Source organism: Cellulomonas sp. McL0606, assembly GCF_058248365.1.
Genome location: NZ_CM177779.1, coordinates 1,261,428 through 1,277,723 on the forward strand (window position 1 = coordinate 1,261,428; position 16,296 = coordinate 1,277,723).

The 16,296-nt window shown below is 72.8% G+C and carries 19 protein-coding genes and 3 pseudogenes; 6 read left to right on the forward strand and 16 right to left on the reverse strand.

From position 1 onward, the window contains the following. Positions 1-68: 68 nt before the first annotated feature. Positions 69-986 (reverse strand): S1C family serine protease, encoded by a 918-nt coding sequence (locus tag AC38ZX_RS06345; protein WP_426595013.1) that lies wholly within the window; start codon positions 984-986, stop codon positions 69-71. 58 nt (positions 987-1,044) lie between these two features. Next, a complete protein-coding gene (locus AC38ZX_RS06350) occupies positions 1,045-1,422 on the reverse strand; it encodes a YciI family protein (protein WP_491296742.1) in 378 nt (125 codons plus the stop codon). Positions 1,423-1,771: 349 nt separating this feature from the next. On the opposite strand from AC38ZX_RS06350, the pseudogene AC38ZX_RS06355 reads away from it, so the two are divergent. After that, positions 1,772-1,870, forward strand: a pseudogene (locus tag AC38ZX_RS06355) (hypothetical protein); the annotation flags it as partial. A 77-nt stretch (positions 1,871-1,947) separates the two neighbouring features. Here the strand turns inward: AC38ZX_RS06355 and AC38ZX_RS06360 are convergent. Beyond that, a complete protein-coding gene (locus AC38ZX_RS06360; protein ID WP_491296743.1) occupies positions 1,948-2,115 on the reverse strand; it encodes a hypothetical protein in 168 nt (55 codons plus the stop codon). A 113-nt stretch (positions 2,116-2,228) separates the two neighbouring features. On the opposite strand from AC38ZX_RS06360, the gene AC38ZX_RS06365 reads away from it, so the two are divergent. Beyond that, a complete protein-coding gene (locus AC38ZX_RS06365) occupies positions 2,229-2,945 on the forward strand; it encodes an amidohydrolase family protein (protein ID WP_491296744.1) in 717 nt (238 codons plus the stop codon). A 16-nt stretch (positions 2,946-2,961) separates the two neighbouring features. Here the strand turns inward: AC38ZX_RS06365 and AC38ZX_RS06370 are convergent, their stop codons facing one another. After that, a complete protein-coding gene (locus tag AC38ZX_RS06370) occupies positions 2,962-3,504 on the reverse strand; it encodes a nucleotidyltransferase family protein (RefSeq protein WP_491296745.1) in 543 nt (180 codons plus the stop codon). Positions 3,505-3,533: 29 nt separating this feature from the next. Between AC38ZX_RS06370 and uraD the strand changes: the two genes are divergently transcribed. Together uraD and uraH are read left to right on the forward strand one after the other, a co-directional pair. Then, positions 3,534-4,037: a 2-oxo-4-hydroxy-4-carboxy-5-ureidoimidazoline decarboxylase gene (gene uraD, locus AC38ZX_RS06375; RefSeq protein ID WP_426595017.1), complete on the forward strand. Its 504-nt coding sequence runs from the start codon at positions 3,534-3,536 to the stop codon at positions 4,035-4,037. Beyond that, positions 4,034-4,366 carry a hydroxyisourate hydrolase gene (uraH, locus tag AC38ZX_RS06380; protein WP_426595018.1) on the forward strand — a complete coding sequence of 111 codons (333 nt, stop codon included), beginning with the start codon at positions 4,034-4,036 and terminating at the stop codon, positions 4,364-4,366. The genes uraD and uraH overlap by 4 nt, the downstream gene beginning before the upstream one ends. A gap of 5 nt (positions 4,367-4,371) precedes the next feature. Here uraH and AC38ZX_RS06385 read toward each other — a convergent pair whose 3' ends face one another. The 11 genes and pseudogenes from AC38ZX_RS06385 to AC38ZX_RS06435 all read right to left on the reverse strand — a co-directional run bounded on the left by AC38ZX_RS06385 (position 4,372) and on the right by AC38ZX_RS06435 (position 12,829). After that, positions 4,372-4,854 (reverse strand): nucleoside deaminase, encoded by a 483-nt coding sequence (locus tag AC38ZX_RS06385; protein ID WP_491296746.1) that lies wholly within the window; start codon positions 4,852-4,854, stop codon positions 4,372-4,374. Beyond that, positions 4,851-5,744 carry a factor-independent urate hydroxylase gene (gene pucL / locus AC38ZX_RS06390; protein ID WP_491296748.1) on the reverse strand — a complete coding sequence of 298 codons (894 nt, stop codon included), beginning with the start codon at positions 5,742-5,744 and terminating at the stop codon, positions 4,851-4,853. Before pucL ends, AC38ZX_RS06385 begins: the two co-directional genes overlap by 4 nt. A 94-nt stretch (positions 5,745-5,838) precedes the next feature. Beyond that, positions 5,839-5,985 (reverse strand): pyridoxine 5'-phosphate oxidase C-terminal domain-containing protein, encoded by a 147-nt coding sequence (locus AC38ZX_RS06395; protein WP_491296749.1) that lies wholly within the window; start codon positions 5,983-5,985, stop codon positions 5,839-5,841. A gap of 88 nt (positions 5,986-6,073) precedes the next feature. Further along, positions 6,074-6,331, reverse strand: a pseudogene (locus AC38ZX_RS06400) (pyridoxamine 5'-phosphate oxidase family protein); the annotation flags it as partial. 122 nt (positions 6,332-6,453) lie between these two features. Next, positions 6,454-7,239, reverse strand: coding sequence for a creatininase family protein (locus tag AC38ZX_RS06405; protein ID WP_491296750.1), 786 nt, complete (start codon positions 7,237-7,239; stop codon positions 6,454-6,456). Continuing rightward, on the reverse strand, positions 7,236-8,561 hold the full coding sequence (locus AC38ZX_RS06410) for an FAD-binding oxidoreductase (protein WP_491296751.1): 1,326 nt from the start codon (positions 8,559-8,561) through the stop codon (positions 7,236-7,238). The genes AC38ZX_RS06405 and AC38ZX_RS06410 overlap by 4 nt, the downstream gene beginning before the upstream one ends. Before the next feature lie 81 nt (positions 8,562-8,642). Continuing rightward, positions 8,643-9,824, reverse strand: a complete 1,182-nt coding sequence (locus AC38ZX_RS06415; protein WP_426595024.1) for an ABC transporter substrate-binding protein — start codon at positions 9,822-9,824, stop codon at positions 8,643-8,645. An 81-nt stretch (positions 9,825-9,905) separates the two neighbouring features. Further along, positions 9,906-10,184, reverse strand: a complete 279-nt coding sequence (locus AC38ZX_RS06420) for an ABC transporter permease subunit (protein ID WP_491296752.1) — start codon at positions 10,182-10,184, stop codon at positions 9,906-9,908. An 82-nt stretch (positions 10,185-10,266) separates the two neighbouring features. Beyond that, positions 10,267-10,752, reverse strand: a pseudogene (locus AC38ZX_RS06425) (ABC transporter permease); the annotation flags it as partial. Further along, the gene (locus AC38ZX_RS06430; protein WP_491296753.1) at positions 10,752-11,534 is read right to left on the reverse strand and encodes an ABC transporter ATP-binding protein; all 783 of its coding nucleotides are present in this window, start codon (positions 11,532-11,534) and stop codon (positions 10,752-10,754) included. The gene AC38ZX_RS06430 and the pseudogene AC38ZX_RS06425, both read right to left, overlap by 1 nt. A gap of 2 nt (positions 11,535-11,536) precedes the next feature. After that, positions 11,537-12,829: an amidohydrolase family protein gene (locus AC38ZX_RS06435; protein ID WP_491296754.1), complete on the reverse strand. Its 1,293-nt coding sequence runs from the start codon at positions 12,827-12,829 to the stop codon at positions 11,537-11,539. Between the two features lie 165 nt (positions 12,830-12,994). On the opposite strand from AC38ZX_RS06435, the gene AC38ZX_RS06440 reads away from it, so the two are divergent. After that, positions 12,995-13,945 (forward strand): PDR/VanB family oxidoreductase, encoded by a 951-nt coding sequence (locus tag AC38ZX_RS06440; protein ID WP_491296755.1) that lies wholly within the window; start codon positions 12,995-12,997, stop codon positions 13,943-13,945. Between the two features lie 5 nt (positions 13,946-13,950). On the opposite strand, the gene AC38ZX_RS06445 is transcribed toward AC38ZX_RS06440, so the two are convergent. Then, a complete protein-coding gene (locus AC38ZX_RS06445) occupies positions 13,951-15,219 on the reverse strand; it encodes an amidohydrolase family protein (protein ID WP_491296756.1) in 1,269 nt (422 codons plus the stop codon). Positions 15,220-15,262: 43 nt separating this feature from the next. Here AC38ZX_RS06445 and AC38ZX_RS06450 point away from each other — a divergent pair, with 43 nt between their 5' ends. Beyond that, complete coding sequence (locus tag AC38ZX_RS06450; protein ID WP_491296757.1) at positions 15,263-16,276, forward strand: XdhC family protein; 1,014 nt, start codon at positions 15,263-15,265, stop codon at positions 16,274-16,276. The last annotated feature ends 20 nt before the right edge of the window (positions 16,277-16,296 follow it).

The window sequence follows — 16,296 nt, forward strand, 5'->3', positions numbered from 1 at the left end:
ACTCGGGCACCGTATCCGGCTCGCCCCCCGTGCGCGTGGTCCGGGGCGCCCGACGCGGACGCGTCGTCCTAGGTCAGCTCGCGCGGGAAGACGATGACGTCGACCAGGGCGCCGTTGCGCCAGACGGTGATCTCGATCCGGCGGTCGATCGCGTCCTCGACCATGAGCTTCTGCACGGCCGTCGTCGTGACCACGCGGTTGCCGTCCAGCTCGACCACCATGTCGCCGCGATGAAGTCCGGCCAGTGCGGCGGGGGAACCTGCCGACACGCCCGCGACCATCAGGCCGGTGGGTGAGCCGAGGCGTTCGGCCAGGTGCGGCGGCAGCGGCGCCTGCGTCCCGGCGATGCCCAGCCAGGCCCGGCGGACGCGTCCGCGGGTCATGAGCGTCGTGATGATCTCGCGGGTCGTCGCGTTGATCGGCACGGCCAGGCCGACGCCGATGCCCGCGACGGCGGTGTTCACGCCGACCATCCGGCCCGCGCTGTCGGCCAGCACGCCGCCGCTGTTGCCGGGGTTGAGCGCGGCGTCGGTCTGGACGACCTCGTCGATCACGCGTCCCGACGCCGTCGGGAGCGAGCGGCCGAGCGCGGAGACGATGCCCGCGGTGACGCTGCCGGCCAGCCCGAGCGGGTTGCCCAGAGCGATGACCAGCTGGCCGACGCGCAGCGCAGCGGCGTCGCCTAACGGGACCGGCGGCGGCGTGTCGCCGCGAGCGTGCAGGACGGCCAGGTCGGAGAGCGGGTCACGGCCGACGACGTCCGCGCGCACGGTCGTCCCGTCGGCGAACGACGCGTCCGCGACGTCGGCGCCGACCACGACGTGCGCGCTGGTCAGCAGGTACCCGTCGGTCGTGATCACGCTGGCGCTGCCCGCGCCGCCGCCGCGCACGGTCCGCACGCTCAGGCTCGCGACGCTGGGCAGCACCTGCTCCGCGACGGACACCACCGTGCGCGAGTAGGCGTCGAGGGCCTCGTCGTCGGTCATGGCGGGTACAGCCGTCGGGCGGGCCCGGATATGCCGGTGTTCGCTCGTGGCGTGCTCGCTACCCCCACATGGCAGGACGCAGCTCGGCGGGGCTGCCGGGACCGGCGAACCGTCCGGCGAGCTCCTCGGCACGTGCGCGGGTGGCGACGTCGATGAGGAAGAACCCGGCCAGCTGCTCCGTGACCTCGGCGAAGGGACCCTCGCTGGCGAGCGACCCGCCCGTGCGCCACCGGTGCACCGTCGCCGATCTCGGGTCCGCGAGCGCCTCGCCCATGACCAGCTCGCCGGACGCGGACAGCTCGGTCAGCAGCGCGTCGAACTCGCTGTCCATCTGCGCGCGCTGCTGTGGCGGCAGCGCCCGACCCTCGGCGGTGGAGGCCGTCGTCGGGTGGTCCCACGGGTCGGGGTCGGCGTGGATCAAGATGACGTACTTCATGGCTGCCTCCTGGGTCGATGGTGACCGTATGACGCGCGGCGCGAGGGCGCCTCGACATCGACCGCCGCACGTCCGAAACGGGCGTGTCATCTGCGCGATGCACGATGGCGGCATGCGGCTCCTCGTGCACAACGCCCTGATCATCCCCGTGTCCGACGACGGCCCGTCCTGGTTCGCCGGGTGGTTGCTCGTCGGCGACGACGGCCGGATCGCCGCGACGGGTTGCGGGGAGCCGGACGCGTCCCTGGTCGCCCAGAAGGACCGCGGCGGCCTGCGGTTGCTCGACGTCGGCGGTGCGATCGTCGCGCCCGGGTTCGTGTCCGCGCACTCGCACCTGTTCACCTCGGGCATGCGCGGGATCTCGCCCGGCTCGACGCTCTACCCGTGGGTCATGTCGATGGTCGAGGTGCTCGACAAGTGCGAGCCGGACGACGTCTACTGGTCCACCCTGCACGGCGCCCTGGACTTCCTTGCCAACGGCGTGACCAGCGCCTACAACTTCATGCACCCGCGGGTGACGTGGCGCTACGACCCCGTCACGGCGTCCCCGTTGCTCGGGCGGGTGGCGCCCGTCGAGTTCGCGACGAGGCAGATGGACGGTGCCGCCGACGCCGGGCTGCGGGTGATGAACGCGATCCGGCTGAACGACGAGGCCGGACCCGAGGAGGAGGTGCTCGGGGTGTTCGGGGACATGGTCGCGGAGTCGTCGTTGCGGACGCCGGCGGCGCAGCACCTCGGGGCGTCGGTGATGGGTGCCGTGCAGTGGGCGTCGACGGCGCGGTCCGCCGAGGCTCGAGGTCGCGATGATGCGCGAGCACGGGATCAGCAACCAGGCGCACTTCGTCGAGACGGCCGAGGGCATCGAGACGCAGCGCGAGAAGTTCGCCTGGTACGACGCCGCCGGGGCGTTCGGGCCGTCGTTCCTGTTCGGGCACTTCGTGCACCCGACGGACGCGATGGTCGAGCGCGTGGCGTCGTCGGGGTGCGGCGTGGTCTGGCAGGCGACCTCGAACGGGCGGCTCGGGTCCGGGTTCGCCGACGTGGTGCGGTTCCAGCGGGCCGGGATACCCGTCGGGATGGGGCTCGACGACCAGTCGTGCACCGACATCTCCGACCCGTGGGGCAACATGCGGATCGGCCTGTACACGACGCGCGCGATGTACACCGACGCCTCGGTCATGATGCCCGCCGACGTCCTGCGGCTGCACACGCTGGGGTCCGCCGAGGTCCTGGGCGTCGCCGACCGGGTCGGGTCGCTCGAGGTGGGCAAGCTGGCGGACTTCGTCGTCGTCGACCACCGCGCACCCGACACCGGGCCGGTCTGGGACGTGCTGGCCACCTACGTCCTCGCGTGCGGGCTGCGCAACCTCAAGCAGGTGTACGTCGGCGGGGTGCTGGTCAGCGAGGAGGGCCGGTCGACGAGCCCACTGGCTCATCTCGCGTCCGGGGAGCTGCGGTCGCGCATGACGGCGGCCGCCCTGCGCTGGGGCCACGAGCTGCCGCTGACCGCGCTCGAGGCGTGAGGTGGGCGCGAGGTAGCTAGACGTCTTCGTCGCGACCGTGGTGAAGGTCGCCGCACTCGATCTCGAGCACCCCGTGGGTCCGCAGGTACGGGCGGGCGCCGCGGTCGCCGCGCAGGGTGGCGGCCAGCGGCTGCCAGTGGTGGGCGCCGATGAGGACCGGGTGGCCCGGCCGACCGCGGTAGGTGGCCTGTCGGAGGTCGTCCGCGAGCGTCGTCCCGGGCGCCGCGAGCAGGCGGTCGACGACGGTCACCGGCGTGCCGGGAAGGTCGACCAGCGTCACGACGACGGCGTCGCCCGACGCGTGCGCGAGGCCCGTGCGGAGCGAGACGCCCATGCCCTGCGCCCAGTCGTCCGCCGTGACCGTCTCGACGCGCGCGTCGGCGGGGACCAGGTGGCGTGCCTCGTCGGCACCCGCGCCGAGGACGACCACGACCCGTTCGCAGCCGCCGTCGAGGAGCAGGTGCGTCGCGTCGCCGAGCCAGCCGGGGACCAGAGCCTTCGGGCCGCCGTGGCGGGTGCCCGCGCCGGCGGCCAGGACGATCCCGCTGAGGACTGGCACGTCCCGTACCGTGCCACGAAGGTGAGCACATGATCCAGGACACTCCGTCGACGCGCGCGTCGCTGTCGACGGCTCTGCACGTGTCGCGGTGGGTGGCGGAGGTCGCGTCGGGCTGCCCGTACGCGTCCGTGGACTCCCTGCTGCCCGTGGCCGACCTGGCGGCGCGGTCGCTGTCCGCGGCCGAGGTGGACGAGGCGCTGTCGACGCATCCGCGGATCGGGTCGGCCGGGTCCGGCTCCTCGGCGTCCTTGAGCCGCTCCGAGCAAGCCGCCTCGTCCACCGACGACCCGGCCTTGGTCGCCGCGATGGCGGCGGGCAACGCGGCCTACGAGGAGCGGTTCGGGCGCATCTTCCTCATCCGCGCCGCCGGACGGTCACGGCCCGAGATCCTCGCCGAGCTGCAGCGCCGGCTGACCCTGTCCGACGCCGAGGAGTCGCGCGAGGTGGCCGACCAGCTCCGCCAGATCGCGCTGCTGAGGCTGCCGGTCCTGTTCGCTCCGCCGTCCGCTTCATCGTCTCCGGAGGTCTCATGAGTCAGCTCACGACGCACGTGCTCGACACCGCGCTCGGCAAGGCCGCCGCCGGGGTGCCCGTCGTCCTGTCCGCGCTGGTCGCCGGAACGTGGGAGCTGGTGGGGTCGGACGTCACCGACGACGACGGCCGCGCCCGGTCCCTGGGCCCGTCGTCCGTGGCGGTCGGCACCTACCGGTTCGCGTTCGACACCGCGTCCTACTTCGCGGCCACCGGGCAGGCGTCCTTCCTCCCGGAGGTCGTCGTCGTGTTCGACGTCGTGGACGACAGCCACTACCACGTGCCCGTGCTGCTGAGCCCGTTCGGGTACACCACGTACCGGGGGACCTGACCGGGTCAGTACTCGGTCCTCGTGGGGCGGGCGAGCCAGGCGTCCATCGGCTCCGAGGTGGTGGGGACCCGGTGGGCCGTGACCGGCATGGGCCAGGTGGAGCGGTCGGCGGCGAAGAGGTCGTAGAAGACGCTGTCGTCGAAGCCGGCGCGGGCCGCGTCGTCGCGGTCGGCGGCGTAGACCACCCGGTCTGCGCGCGACCAGAGGCACGCCGCGAGGCACAGCGGGCAGGGTTCGCAGGACGTGTAGACCGTGGCTCCGGCCAGCGAGAAGTCGCCGATCGCTTGGCAGGCCGCGCGGATCGCCTGGACCTCGGCGTGGGCCGTGGGGTCGTTGTCGCGGGTGACGCGGTTCTGGCCCGTGCCGATCACCACGCCGTCGCGGACCACGATCGCGCCGAACGGGCCGCCGCCGTCCTCGACGTTGGAGGTGGCCAGGGCGACGGCCTCGGTGAGCCACCGCTCGTCGTCAGAGGCCGCGGGGTTCACGGGGCGCCGACCGAGCGGCTCCAGGCGGCGTCGGCCGGGGTGGCGCCGTCGCGGACGATCACGGCCTCGATCAGGCCGTAGGGGCGGTCGGCGGCCCAGAACACCTCGCCGGGGTTCTCGAGGCCGAAGGGGCGCAGGTCCTGCAGGAAGTGGTGCTTGTTCGGGGCGGCGAACCGCACCTCGACCACCTCGGGCACCTGCTCGATGACCTGCGTCCCCATGTGCCAGAGGGTCTGCTGGAGGGCGAGCGAGTGCAGGGTCGCGAACGCGGAGAGCATGATCGCGCGGACCTTCGCGTACGTGGCGTCGAAGTCGAGGTCGGTGCCGGCGTAGCGCCACTGGGCGATCAGGGAGGTGGCCAGGACACGGTCGTCCGTCTCCTGGAGCGTCGTGTAATCGTCCTTCAGGAACCCCGTGAACTCGGAGCCGGTCGACTTGAGCACCGTGAGGTCCTTGAGACCGGCGATGACGGTCGTCGTACCGTCGTCGACCGTGACGGACGCGGTCCGGACCTCCTGGCCGCTGCGGATCCAGGTGTGGTCGTGCTCGGCGCCGTCGACGGTCGCGCGGACCCAGGCGTACTCCTGCACGTCGACGCGTGCGCCGGAGACGGGCGCGATGTCGTGCACGAAGTGCTCGGCCAGCAGGAGGGCGAACCGCTCGGGCGACTCGACGCCGTGCACCTTGGCGTACGCGAACGCCATGTTCTTCTGGGTGTCCGTCGGCAGGACCGCGGACTGGTCGCCGGTCAGGTATGCGGGTGCGAAGTCGCCGCGCAGGGCCGAGGAGACGTTGAGGTCGCGGATCTCGTGCCTGGGTGTGTCGCGCACGATCCGGACGACGCGCGTCTCGGCCTTGCCGTACTGGTGGGACTGCAGTCGGGCCGTCATGTGGGCAGTCTGCCCCGGTCAGATGACGGCCGCGTTTCCGCAGGCCGACCTGCGTGCGCGCTCGCGGGCGGACCCTCTCGCAGCCCCGGGCCGCTCATCCGGGCAGCTCAGTGCGCGTCCAGCCCGACGCGGTCAGGCGGTGCTCACGGCGGTGGCTCACGGAGTCCGGGTCTCCGGTCCAGAACGTGAGGCTGGTCGGGCGGACCAGGAAGCCCACCCAGGTCGCGGGCGGGTCGAGCACCGGGTGGATCGCCGCGAAGTCCGCCCAGGCGGCGCGGCGCTCGTCGGGCGGGCTGGGCGACGGCCGGCGTGTTCACCCAGGCGAGCTGCCGGAGGTACGGCGACCGCGCCGCGTACGCCCGGTCGGTCTCCAGCCGGTCGGCGGGCTCGGCGACGCCGCGCACGACGAGCTGCCGCAGCGCCTCGGGCCAGCGCAGCACGAGCGCGACGTCCGCGTGGGCGTCGAGCTGGGCGACCTTCCGCGAGGCCGCGTCGGTGTGCAGGTACAGCCCGGCGCGGTCGTACTCGCTGAGCAGCACCGAGCGGGCGTCCGGCGTGCCCGACCCGTCGACGGTCGCGAGCGTCATCACCGGTCGGTCAGGGTCGTCGTTGTCCGGCAACCAGTCCTGGAGCAGCTGCCAGACCTCGTCGGGAACGGTTTCGATCACCCAGCCACCCTGCCGGGGTGCGGCGCGGTCCGCACGGGGAGTCACCGCGGGGCGTCGTGCGTGAACGCAGCGATCTCGGTGAGGACGTCGACCGCGCGTCGGATCGAGGCGTCGAACAGGACCTTGCCTGCCTCGGCGCTCGCCCCGGTCGGGTCGCCGATGACGCCGTCGGGACCGAAGTCGTTGCTCAGCCAGCCGAACTGGGCGGTCGTGCCGTTGAAGCCGAGATGGGTCAGGGCGGCGATGTGCTCGGGGACGGACCGGCGCGCCTGGGACATGTCGACCAGGTCGGGGCGCAGGTGCAGGACCAGCGACGTCTCGCCGTAGCCGGCGTGGATGCCCAGGCCGTGCTCGTCGGGCTCGTCGGCACCTCCCGCGCCGGCGAGCTGCACGCCCGCCGGCATCGAGAACGTCAGCAGTCCGTGGAGCCGACGGATCTCGCGCAGCGCGACGCCGAGCATCGCGGTGTTGCCGCCGTGCCCGTTGAGGAAGACGAGGCGTCGTGCGGGAGTCGTGGCGACCGAGCGGCCGATGTCCACCAGCGTGGCCAGCAGCGTGCTCGCGCTGACCCACACGGTCCCCGAGGCCCACGAGTGCTCGTCGGACTTGGTGTAGGTCAGCGTGGGCAGCTGCCAGACGTCCAGACCGTGTGCGGCCGCCTCCTCGACGGCCGCGGTGGCGACGCTCTCCGCGATCAGCGCGTCGGTGCTCAACGGAAGGTGCGGGCCGTGGTGCTCCATCGCCCCGGTCGGCACGACGAGGACCGAGTCGGGACCCAGCAGCCGGGCGGTGGCAGGCCCGGACAGCTCGGCGAGCAGGCGGCTCATCGGATCGCTCCCTTGCGCGGGCCGGCGTAGTCGGGGTTGAGCTTGCCGGGGTTGAGCAGGCCCGACGGGTCGGTGGTGGCCGCCAGGGCGATCGTGCGCTCGACCTCGAAGTCGACGTTCCACTGGTGCGGGTTGTGCACGCCCACGCCCAGCTCGCCGAGCGCCGCGATCACCGACGCCAGGCGTTCGGGCCCCTCGTAGACGCCCGCGAGCATCCCGATCGGCACGGTGTGGCCGGCCTCGATGTGCAGGAGGCCGCCCGGGATCACGGCCTGGACCTCGTCGAGCCGGTCGACGAGCGCGTCGCCGCCCACCTCGAGGTGCACATAGGTGCCGGGGTCGGACTTCTGCAGCCACTCGATGGGGTGGTTGTACGACAGGACGGACAGCTTCAGGGACGCCTGGGGCCCGTCGCGCAGGTCCTCGACGGTGCCGCCGGCGTCGACGACCAGGGCGGTGGCGGCGTCCAGAGCCGCGGGATCGAGGATCGCCCGCAGGCTCGACCGACCGTCGGGGAGGGCGTCGTCCGCGGGCAGCGCCTCGGCGATCGCGGCAGGGTCGGCGGAGACCAGCCGGGGCGCCGGCGTCAGGCGGCCGATCTCGCGCAGGACGCGGAAGGCCGTGTGCTGGTCGTCGAAGGACGCGTAGAACCCGTGCCAGTCCTGCAACGGCTCGAGGCGGACGGTGACGCGGGCGAGGATCCCGGCCGTGCCGTAGCTGTGCACGTAGGCCTGGGCGTCCTCGCCGTCGACGTGGAGCAACGACGCGTCCGCGACGGCGTGCACGACGTCGAGCGCGACGACGAACCCCTGGTGGTTGGCGCCGTGCACGATGGTCCCCGTGCCGCCGGAGCCGCCGGAGAGGAACCCCCCGATCGTCGACTGCGCGGTCGACGGGTACATCCAGAGCTCCTGGCCGGTCTCGCGGACCGCGGCCTCGATCGCGACCATCGTCGCGCCGGCCTCGGCGGTCACCCAGCCGTCGCCGATCTCGACGATCGCACGGGCACGCGTGGTGTCGACGACCAGGCCGCCGGGCATCGGGATGGCCTGGCCGTAGTTGCCGGTGCCCTTGCCGCGCGGGGTGACGGGCACCCCGTGCGCGACGGCCGCGGCGACGCAGCCGGCGATCTGCTCGGCGGTCGTCGGGAAGGCGACCACGTCGGCCAGGCCGAGCGGCAGCAGCTCGAGGATGACGGGGGACATCTTGGCGCCGTCGACGCTCGCGCGTTCGCGGACGCGCGCGTCGGTGCTGACGCCGTCGTCGCCCAGGAGGGCGCGCAGGTCGGCGATCAGGGCGTCCAGGGCGGTGGTGGTCTGCATTCGGGTGGTGCCTCCAGGACGAGGACGAGCGGCGGGCCCGGCCGGAGCCGAGCCCGCCGCCGTGTGGACTGACGACGCGGCTCAGAAGCCGATCGTCTGGTCCAGGAACTGGTTGGTGTACAGGTCTGACGCCTTCAGGCCGGCCTTCGGCGGCGCGCCGGCGTCCGTGTAGATCGGCGTCATGATGTCGATGATCTTCTGCACCCGGGTCTCGTCCATGTCGCCGACGTAGGCGTTGTCGCCGTTCGACGCGATGTCGAGGTCCTTCATCTGCTTGACCGCGAAGTCGGCGACGCCCTGGGAGTAGACCCAGCCGTTGTTGTACTGCTTCACCAGGTCGAGGATCAGCGCGTTCGTCGTGGCCGGGTCGTTGATGTAGTCGACGTCCGCCTGCTGCATCACGGGGACCAGCTTCTTGAGGCAGGGCGTCAGCGTCGCCAGGTCGCCGGTGCGGACCGACATGGCCTCGGGGTAGAGCGGGAAGCCCGTGTCGTGGATGGTCTGCAGCTTGACGGCCTTGCCCCAGGCCGGGACCTCGTTCTGGTAGATGTACGGCTCGGCGGTGGCGAAGCCCTGCTGGGCGTCCTTGCCGGCCGCCGCGACGAAGTTGGCCGGCGTGCCGTCGTAGCTGCCGTCGGTCACGGACTTGTCGAGGATGCCGGAGCCGATGAGGTAGCTCATGTACGCGGCGCCGTTGAAGTACCGGATCACGCCGCCCGAGTCCTTCAGCGCGCTACCGAGGCTCTTGATGTCGGTGACGTCGGGGTACTTCGTCGGGTCCCACATGATCATCATCGGCGACTTGTCGTTCTCGGCGAACACGGCCGTCGTCGGGAACTTGTCGGACAGCTGGACCTGCTCGTCGGTGGAGACGTAGCCCAGGGTGATGTCCTTGTCCGTGTACATCTGGGCGGAGGCCTGGGTGAAGCCGATCGCCGGGCCGCCCGCGCGGACCTCGATCTTGACGCCGGTGGGCTTGCCCCCCGCGACCAGGTCACCCGTCACGGTCTTCTGGTTGGCGTCGACCGTGTAGCCCGGTCCGACCATCTCGTACAGGTGGCCGTGGTCGGCCTCCGGGTTCCAGTCCGTCTGCACCACGATCGTGGCCGGACAGACTCCCGAGAGGTCGACCCCGCCGGCGGCGGCGGTGGCCGCTGAGGTCGCCCCGCTGTCGCCGGAGCCTCCCGAGCAGGCGGTCACGCCGAAGGCGGTGAGGACGATCCCAGCGGCTGCGGCGACGACGGTGCGGTTGGGTGTGCGCATGGTGCTCTCTTTCTGTTGGCGGTCGGTTGCCGACGGCCGCGGGGGTGGCCGTGAGCTGCGTGCGGACAAGGGCTGGGAGAACTACGAGAAGTCGTACCAACGGCCGACGACGAGCCTGCCGAGCAGCCCGAAGACGACGAACACGGTGACGCCGAGCAGCGACGCGACGATGATCGCGGCGTAGAGGTCGGGCCCCTGGAGGCGGTTGGCGTACAGCTGGATGAGCACGCCGAGGCCCGGGTTGCCGCGCTGGAAGAACTGGTCGCCGACGACTGCGCCGACCACGGCGAGTCCCGCGGAGGTGCGCAGGCCGACGAAGATCGAGGGCAGCGCCGCGGGGAACTGCAGCTTCAGGAGCATCGTCGAGCGGCTGACGCCCTGGAAGCTGGAACAGCTCGCGCTGCTGCTTGGCCACGGACTGCAGGCCGAACAGGGTCATGGCGACGAGCGGGAACAGGGCGATGAGGACCGTGACGATGACGCGGGCCTGGAAGTTGTAGCCGAACAGGATCCCGATCAGGGGGACCAGGGCGAGGATCGGGATGCACTGCAGGACCACCGCGTACGGGAACAGCGAGCGCTCGATCCAGGTGGCCTGCGCCATGAGCACGGCCCACGTCACGCCGAGCACGATGGCGATGGCGAGGCCCGTCATGGCGACCTCGGTGCTGTGCAGCAGGGCCGTCATGAGGATCTGGAGCTCGCCGTCCGAGAATATGGCCTGGACCACCTGGTGCGGGTACGGCACGAAGTACGGCAGGCCGCGCTGGGCGTAGTAGTACGCGAGGGCGTACCAGAGCCCGATCATCAGGAAGAAGACGACGATCGGCCCGAGCCAGGAGATCGTCGAGCGCTTGCGGCGACGGGCGGCGACGGGGGTGACGGTACGTGCCTCGGCGGTGACGCCCTCGATCGTGGTGGTGGCCATCAGCTGTGCGCCTCCTTCAGGGCGTGCGAGACCTGGCCGACGACCTCGGTGAACTCCGGGGAGTACCGGATGTCGGGGTCCCGGGGCATCGGGAACGGGATGTCGAAGGACTGGACGAGGCGACCGGGCCGGCCCGACATCACGACGACCTTGGTGGACAGGTAGACCGCCTCGGCGACCGAGTGCGTGATGAACAGGCCGGCGAAGTGCTGCTCGGCGAACAGCTGAGCAGCTCGTCCTGCAGCCGGCCGCGGGTGATCTCGTCGAGCGCACCGAACGGCTCGTCGAACAGGAAGAGCTTCCGGGTCGAGGGTGAACGAGCGGGCGAGCGAGGCGCGCATCTTCATGCCGCCGGACAGCTGCTTGGGCAGGTGCTTCTCGAAGCCGTCGAGGCCGACGAGCTTGATGGCCTCGCGGGCCTTCTCGCGACGGATCTTCGGTCCGCGGCCCCGCAGCTCGGCCAGCAGCTCGACGTTGCCGAGCACGTTCCGCCACGGCAGCAGGGTGGCGTCCTGGAACACGTAGGCGATGTGGTCGGTGGCCAGCGTGACCTTGCCGGCACTGGCGGTCTCCAGGCCCGAGGCGATCCGCAGCAGCGTGGACTTGCCGCAACCCGAGGGCCCGACGACCGAGACGAACTCGCCGCGGCCGACCGTGAGGTCCACCCCGGAGAGCGCGACCGTGCCGCCGGGGAACGTCATCGCGACGTCCTCGAACCCGAGCAGGGGCATCGCCTCGGTGGGCGGCTTGGCCAGGGTGGTGGTGGGTGTCGTCGTGGACACGGTCACCTCGCTTCGGGGTAGGTGGGCAGGAGCGCCGGGGCGGCGACCTGGCTGTGCGTCTCGCTGGCGGCGACGAGCCGGCCGGCGTGGATCACGTAGCGGTCCAGGGAGGCGGTGGCAACGACGTCGACGAGGTCGGTGCCGCGCACGGCGAGCAGCTCGGCCCGTTCCCCGGGTGCGATCCCGCCGGACGACAGGCCCATGACGTCGCGAGCCCCGGTGCTGACCGCGGTGTACGCCTCGTCGACGGACAGGTGACCGGCGACGACCAGCAGCATCGCCGTCTCGAGCGCGTCGCTGCGGCCCAGCGGGTTGAACGGGTCGCGCACGTTGTCGGCGCCGGCCGCGAACCGCACCCCGGCGTCGACGAGCGCCCGGACGGCGGTCAGCCCGCGTGGGGTCGCGACGTCGGACCCCCAGCCCTGCAGGTACAGGTTGGTGATCGGGTTGGCGATGACCCCGATGCCCGCGGCGAGCACGTCCGCGATGACCTCGTCGCGACGCGGACCCTCGAGCGTGCCCAGGCGGACGCAGTGCCCGGCGCTGACCGGCGACTCCCAGCCCACGACCGCCCGGGCGAGCACGTCGAGCGTGACGTCGCAGTCGAGGCTCTCGTCGGTGTGGACGTCCACGCCGACCCCGGCCAGCCGCGCGATCTCGAGCAGCCGTGCCAGCTCGGTCAGCGCGTCCGGGGCGAGGTGGGGTGCACCACCGACGAGGTCGACGCCCGCGGCGAGCGCCGACTCGTGGTCCTCGGTCGGGGTCAGGTACCCGCCGAGCGTCACCAGCTGGAGGTCGAGCAGGCACCGCAGCTCCTCGCGCACCCGGATCAGCGCGTGCACGCCGCGCAGCGGGTCGGGTCCGGGCAGCAGGTCCACGTGGGTGCGGATGGCGGTGGTGCCGTGGGCGAGCATGGTCAGCGCCTGCGTGCGGGCCCGGTCGGCGATCTCGTCGACCGTCATCTGGTCGGAGTAGGCGTGCCACGACTCGATCGCGAGCCGGAGGTCGCCCATCGGCGGCCGGATCGCATCCCAGGACAGCGCCTTGTCGAGGTGCGCGTGCGGGTCGGCTGGGGCGGGCAGCAGCAGGAAGCCGTCCAGCTCGAGGGCGGTCTCCGGGTTTCCGGGGCCGAGCGTGTCGGCCGGGACGACCGACTCGATGCGGCCGCCGCTCAGCTGGACGTCGACCACCGTGCCGTCCGCGAGGCGCGCGTGCAGCAGCCTCTCCAGGGTGCGGGGCAGACCCGGTGACAGAACGGTGATCGCGGACCTCCAGGTGGGGAGCGCATGGCTCACCCGGGGCGGGTGCGCCATCGCGGGGTCTATATCTACTGCTGGGTACGCACGCTAGGCAGCCGCCGTTTCTCGTGTGTAACGAGAGTGGTCCTTCCACGTCACGGTGTTTGCGTTGCTGTTAACACGAGCCTCGTACGGTGGCCGGAACGAGATGTGGAGGCCCATGTGAGCGTGTTCAGCGACATCCAGCGACCGGTCGTGGTGCAGGCGAGGACGGTCGTAGCCGACGGTGTCCTCGCCCTGGACCTGGCGCCCACCAACGGCCGACCGCTGCCGCCCTGGACGCCGGGTTCGCACATCGACCTGCTGCTGCCGGGTGGCGCCGAACGGCAGTACTCCCTGTGCGGGGATCCCGCGGACCGGTCCACCTACCGCGTGGCCGTGCTGCGCGAGCCGGCCGGCCGGGGCGGCTCGGCCTACGTGCACGACCGGCTCGCCGTGGGGGACACGCTCCGGCTGCGCGGGCCGCGCAACCACTTCGCGTTCGAGCCCGTCGGCGACGAGCCGACCGTGTTCGTCGCCGGCGGCATCGGGATCACGCCGCTCCTGGCGATGCTCGCCGCCGCCGACGCGGCCGGCACCAGCTGGTCCCTGCACTACGCCGGACGATCGCGCGCGACCATGGCCTTTCTCGACGAGCTCGTCGAGGCTCACGCCGAGCGCGTCCACGTCTACGCGGGCGACGAGGGGCGCCGGCTCTCCGTCGCGACGCTCGCCCAGGGCGGCGAGGCGGGCCGGGTCGTGTGCTGCGGTCCGCGGCGGCTGATCGAGGCCGTCGACGCGATCGACGCCCCGGGCTGGACCGTGCACGCCGAGCGGTTCGAGGCCCGAGAGTTCGGACCGCCCGTGTGGTCGGAGCCGTTCGAGATCGAGCTGGCCCTCAGCGGTTCCGTGCTCACCGTGCCGCCCGGCGAGAGCGTCCTGGACGTGGTCGAGGGCAGCGGGGCGGTCGTCGTGTCGTCGTGCCGGGTGGGCACCTGCGGCAGCTGCGAGACGCCCGTCCTGCAGGGACCCGTCGAGCATCGCGACTCGGTCATCGGACCCGGCGGGGCGAGCCAGACGATGATGATCTGCGTCTCGCGGGCCGCGGGGCCGACCCTGGTGCTCGAGCTGTGACGGGTCTACCGGCCGACGCGCCGCCGCAGGTCGGCCACGACGGTCTCCTCGTCGGCGGTCTGCAGCACATGGTCGCGGACCACCACGCGTCCGCCGACGACGACGTGCCGCGGCCGTCGCCCGGGACTCGCCCAGAGCAGACCGGGGACCGGGTCGGCGACGCCCGCGTCGGCCACCCCGGACACGTCCCACACGCAGAGGTCCGCGGCCGCTCCTGTCCTCAGGTGGCCCAGCTCAGGCCGGCCCAGGCCCGCCGCCGACCCCGCGGTGGCCGTGGCGAGCACCTCGCGCGCGGTCAGCGGCCGTCCCGCGAGCGGGGCGACCTGCATCGCGAGGCGCGCGTCGGCGAGCAGGTGGCCGGCGTCGTTGCTGCCGCCCCCGCTGGTGCCCAGCCCGGTGCGGACGCCGGCGTCCAGCAAGGCCGCGACCGGCGCGATGCCCCAGCCCATCGGCAGGTCGCAGCCGGGTGCGTGGGTCGCCGTGACGCCCGACGCGGCGAGGCGTGCGATCTCGGTCGGCGTGATGTCGCACAGGTGCGCGAGCGTGACGTCCGGGGCGAGCCAGCCCCACTCGTCGAGCAGGTTCAGCGGACGCCGGCCGTAGCGCTCCAGCGCGATCGCGACGTCGACCTGCTCGTTCGCCTGGGTGCGCCGGCGCAGGCCGAACCGCTGCGCCACCTCGCCGAGCAGCCGGAACGTCTCGGGCCCGTCGCTGTGCACCCCGGCCGGTCCGACGGCGAGCTGGAGCATGTCGCCGCGCGGCAAGGACTCCGCGAGCAACGTGGCGGACAGCGCGGCCGCCTCCGGGTCGTCGCGCGCGGTGCCGCGCACGAAGACAAGCCGGGCGCCGAGGCGTTCGGCGGCGGCGACCGTGCCGCGGGCGACGTCGAGCGAGCGGTCCGGGTCGGCGGGCCAGGTCAGGTGGTGGTCGGCGACGGTGGTCACCCCGCTCAGCAGCGCCTCGGCCAAGCCAGCCGCCGCGGCGACGTGGCTCAACGACCCGTCGATGCCGACCTCGGCGTAGGCCGCGGCCATCGTCGGCAACCAGGTGGCCATGGGGACGCCGCGGGTGCCCGGCAGGGTGCGGAACGCGGTCTGCAGCAGGTGGTGGTGCGCGTTCACCAGGCCGGGTGTGACCACGCAGCCGTCGACGTCGAGCCGCTCGGCGTCGGGCCCGGGCGCGCCGGACACCCGGCCGTCGACGACGTGCAGGTCACCGGTCGTCTCGGTGTGCTCGTCGATCACGATGGCGCGGGCGCCGGTCAGTGTCAGCATGGAGCACTTGCTAGCACCCGGTTGTGTCGGGGAGGTGACACAGATGCTCGAGATCGCTGATCGGCTGCTCGCCCTGCTCACCGACGGCGGCCGGGTCGCGGTCGCCACCGTCATCTCGATGACCGGGAGCGGACCGACCGTCGTCGGCACGTCGATGGCGGTCGACGACACCGGCGCGGCCGTCGGGAGCGTCGCCGGGGGATGCGTCGAGGGTGCCCTGTACGAGCTGTGCACCTCGGTCCTGGCGGGTGCGGCGCCCGGCATCCAGGAGTACGGCGTCACCGACGAGGACGCCTTCGCGGTGGGTCTGACCTGCGGTGGGGTGCTGCGGGTCCACGCGCGCGAGCTGGGTCCGGCCGACCTCCCACCGCTCGCGGCCGCGGCCGGCGGCCAGGCCGCGGTGGTGGTCACGCCCCTGTTCGGCACCCTGCCGGCCGGGCGGGTGCCCGACGCGCGCACCGGCATCGTGCGGTTCGAGGGGCCGCACGGCGGGATCGAGGTGTTCGTCGAGGTCGCCGCCGCCCCCGCGCGCATGGTGATCTACGGCGCGCTCGAGTTCTCCTCCGCGCTCGCGACCGCCGCACGGGCCGTCGGGTACCGCGTCACGGTGTGCGATGCGCGCGCCGTCCTCGCGACGCCCCGTCGCCACCCGGGTGCCGACGAGGTCGTCGTCGACTGGCCCGTGCGTCATCTGGCCTCGCAGCAGCTCGGCGCCCGCGACGTCGTGGCCGTGATGTCCCACGACGACCGCTACGACGCCGAGCTGGTCCTGGGCGCGCTGCGGTCGGGGGCCGGCTACGTCGGCGCGATGGGTTCGCGCCGCACCCAGGACCGCCGGACCGTCGCCCTGGTCGAGCTCGGCGCGACGAGCGACGAGCTGGTCCGTCTGCACGCCCCGATCGGACTGGACGTCGGCGCCTCGACCCCGGCCGAGACGGCCGTCTCGGTGCTCGCGGAGGTCCTGGCGTCCCGCGCGGGCGCGTCGGGCCTGCCGCTGCGTCGCACGGTCGGCCCGATCCACCGCCCGGCCGCGGATCGCGCTCCGCAGCGTCGCTAGCGTCAGCGCGGGTCGGCCAG

Bases quoted from the DNA above. Each gene is read 5' to 3' on its own strand.
- AC38ZX_RS06345 (WP_426595013.1), bottom strand. From the start codon at position 986: ATGACCGACGACGAGGCCCTCGACGCCTACTCGCGCACGGTGGTGTCC.
- AC38ZX_RS06350 (WP_491296742.1), bottom strand. From the start codon at position 1,422: ATGAAGTACGTCATCTTGATCCACGCCGACCCCGACCCGTGGGACCAC.
- AC38ZX_RS06360 (WP_491296743.1), bottom strand. From the start codon at position 2,115: ATGTCCCCGAACACCCCGAGCACCTCCTCCTCGGGTCCGGCCTCGTCG.
- AC38ZX_RS06365 (WP_491296744.1), top strand. From the start codon at position 2,229: ATGCGCGAGCACGGGATCAGCAACCAGGCGCACTTCGTCGAGACGGCC.
- uraD (WP_426595017.1), top strand. From the start codon at position 3,534: ATGATCCAGGACACTCCGTCGACGCGCGCGTCGCTGTCGACGGCTCTG.
- uraH (WP_426595018.1), top strand. From the start codon at position 4,034: ATGAGTCAGCTCACGACGCACGTGCTCGACACCGCGCTCGGCAAGGCC.
- pucL (WP_491296748.1), bottom strand. From the start codon at position 5,744: ATGACGGCCCGACTGCAGTCCCACCAGTACGGCAAGGCCGAGACGCGC.
- AC38ZX_RS06405 (WP_491296750.1), bottom strand. From the start codon at position 7,239: ATGAGCCGCCTGCTCGCCGAGCTGTCCGGGCCTGCCACCGCCCGGCTG.
- AC38ZX_RS06410 (WP_491296751.1), bottom strand. From the start codon at position 8,561: ATGCAGACCACCACCGCCCTGGACGCCCTGATCGCCGACCTGCGCGCC.
- AC38ZX_RS06415 (WP_426595024.1), bottom strand. From the start codon at position 9,824: ATGCGCACACCCAACCGCACCGTCGTCGCCGCAGCCGCTGGGATCGTC.
- AC38ZX_RS06420 (WP_491296752.1), bottom strand. From the start codon at position 10,184: ATGCTCCTGAAGCTGCAGTTCCCCGCGGCGCTGCCCTCGATCTTCGTC.
- AC38ZX_RS06445 (WP_491296756.1), bottom strand. From the start codon at position 15,219: ATGCTGACACTGACCGGCGCCCGCGCCATCGTGATCGACGAGCACACC.
- AC38ZX_RS06450 (WP_491296757.1), top strand. From the start codon at position 15,263: ATGCTCGAGATCGCTGATCGGCTGCTCGCCCTGCTCACCGACGGCGGC.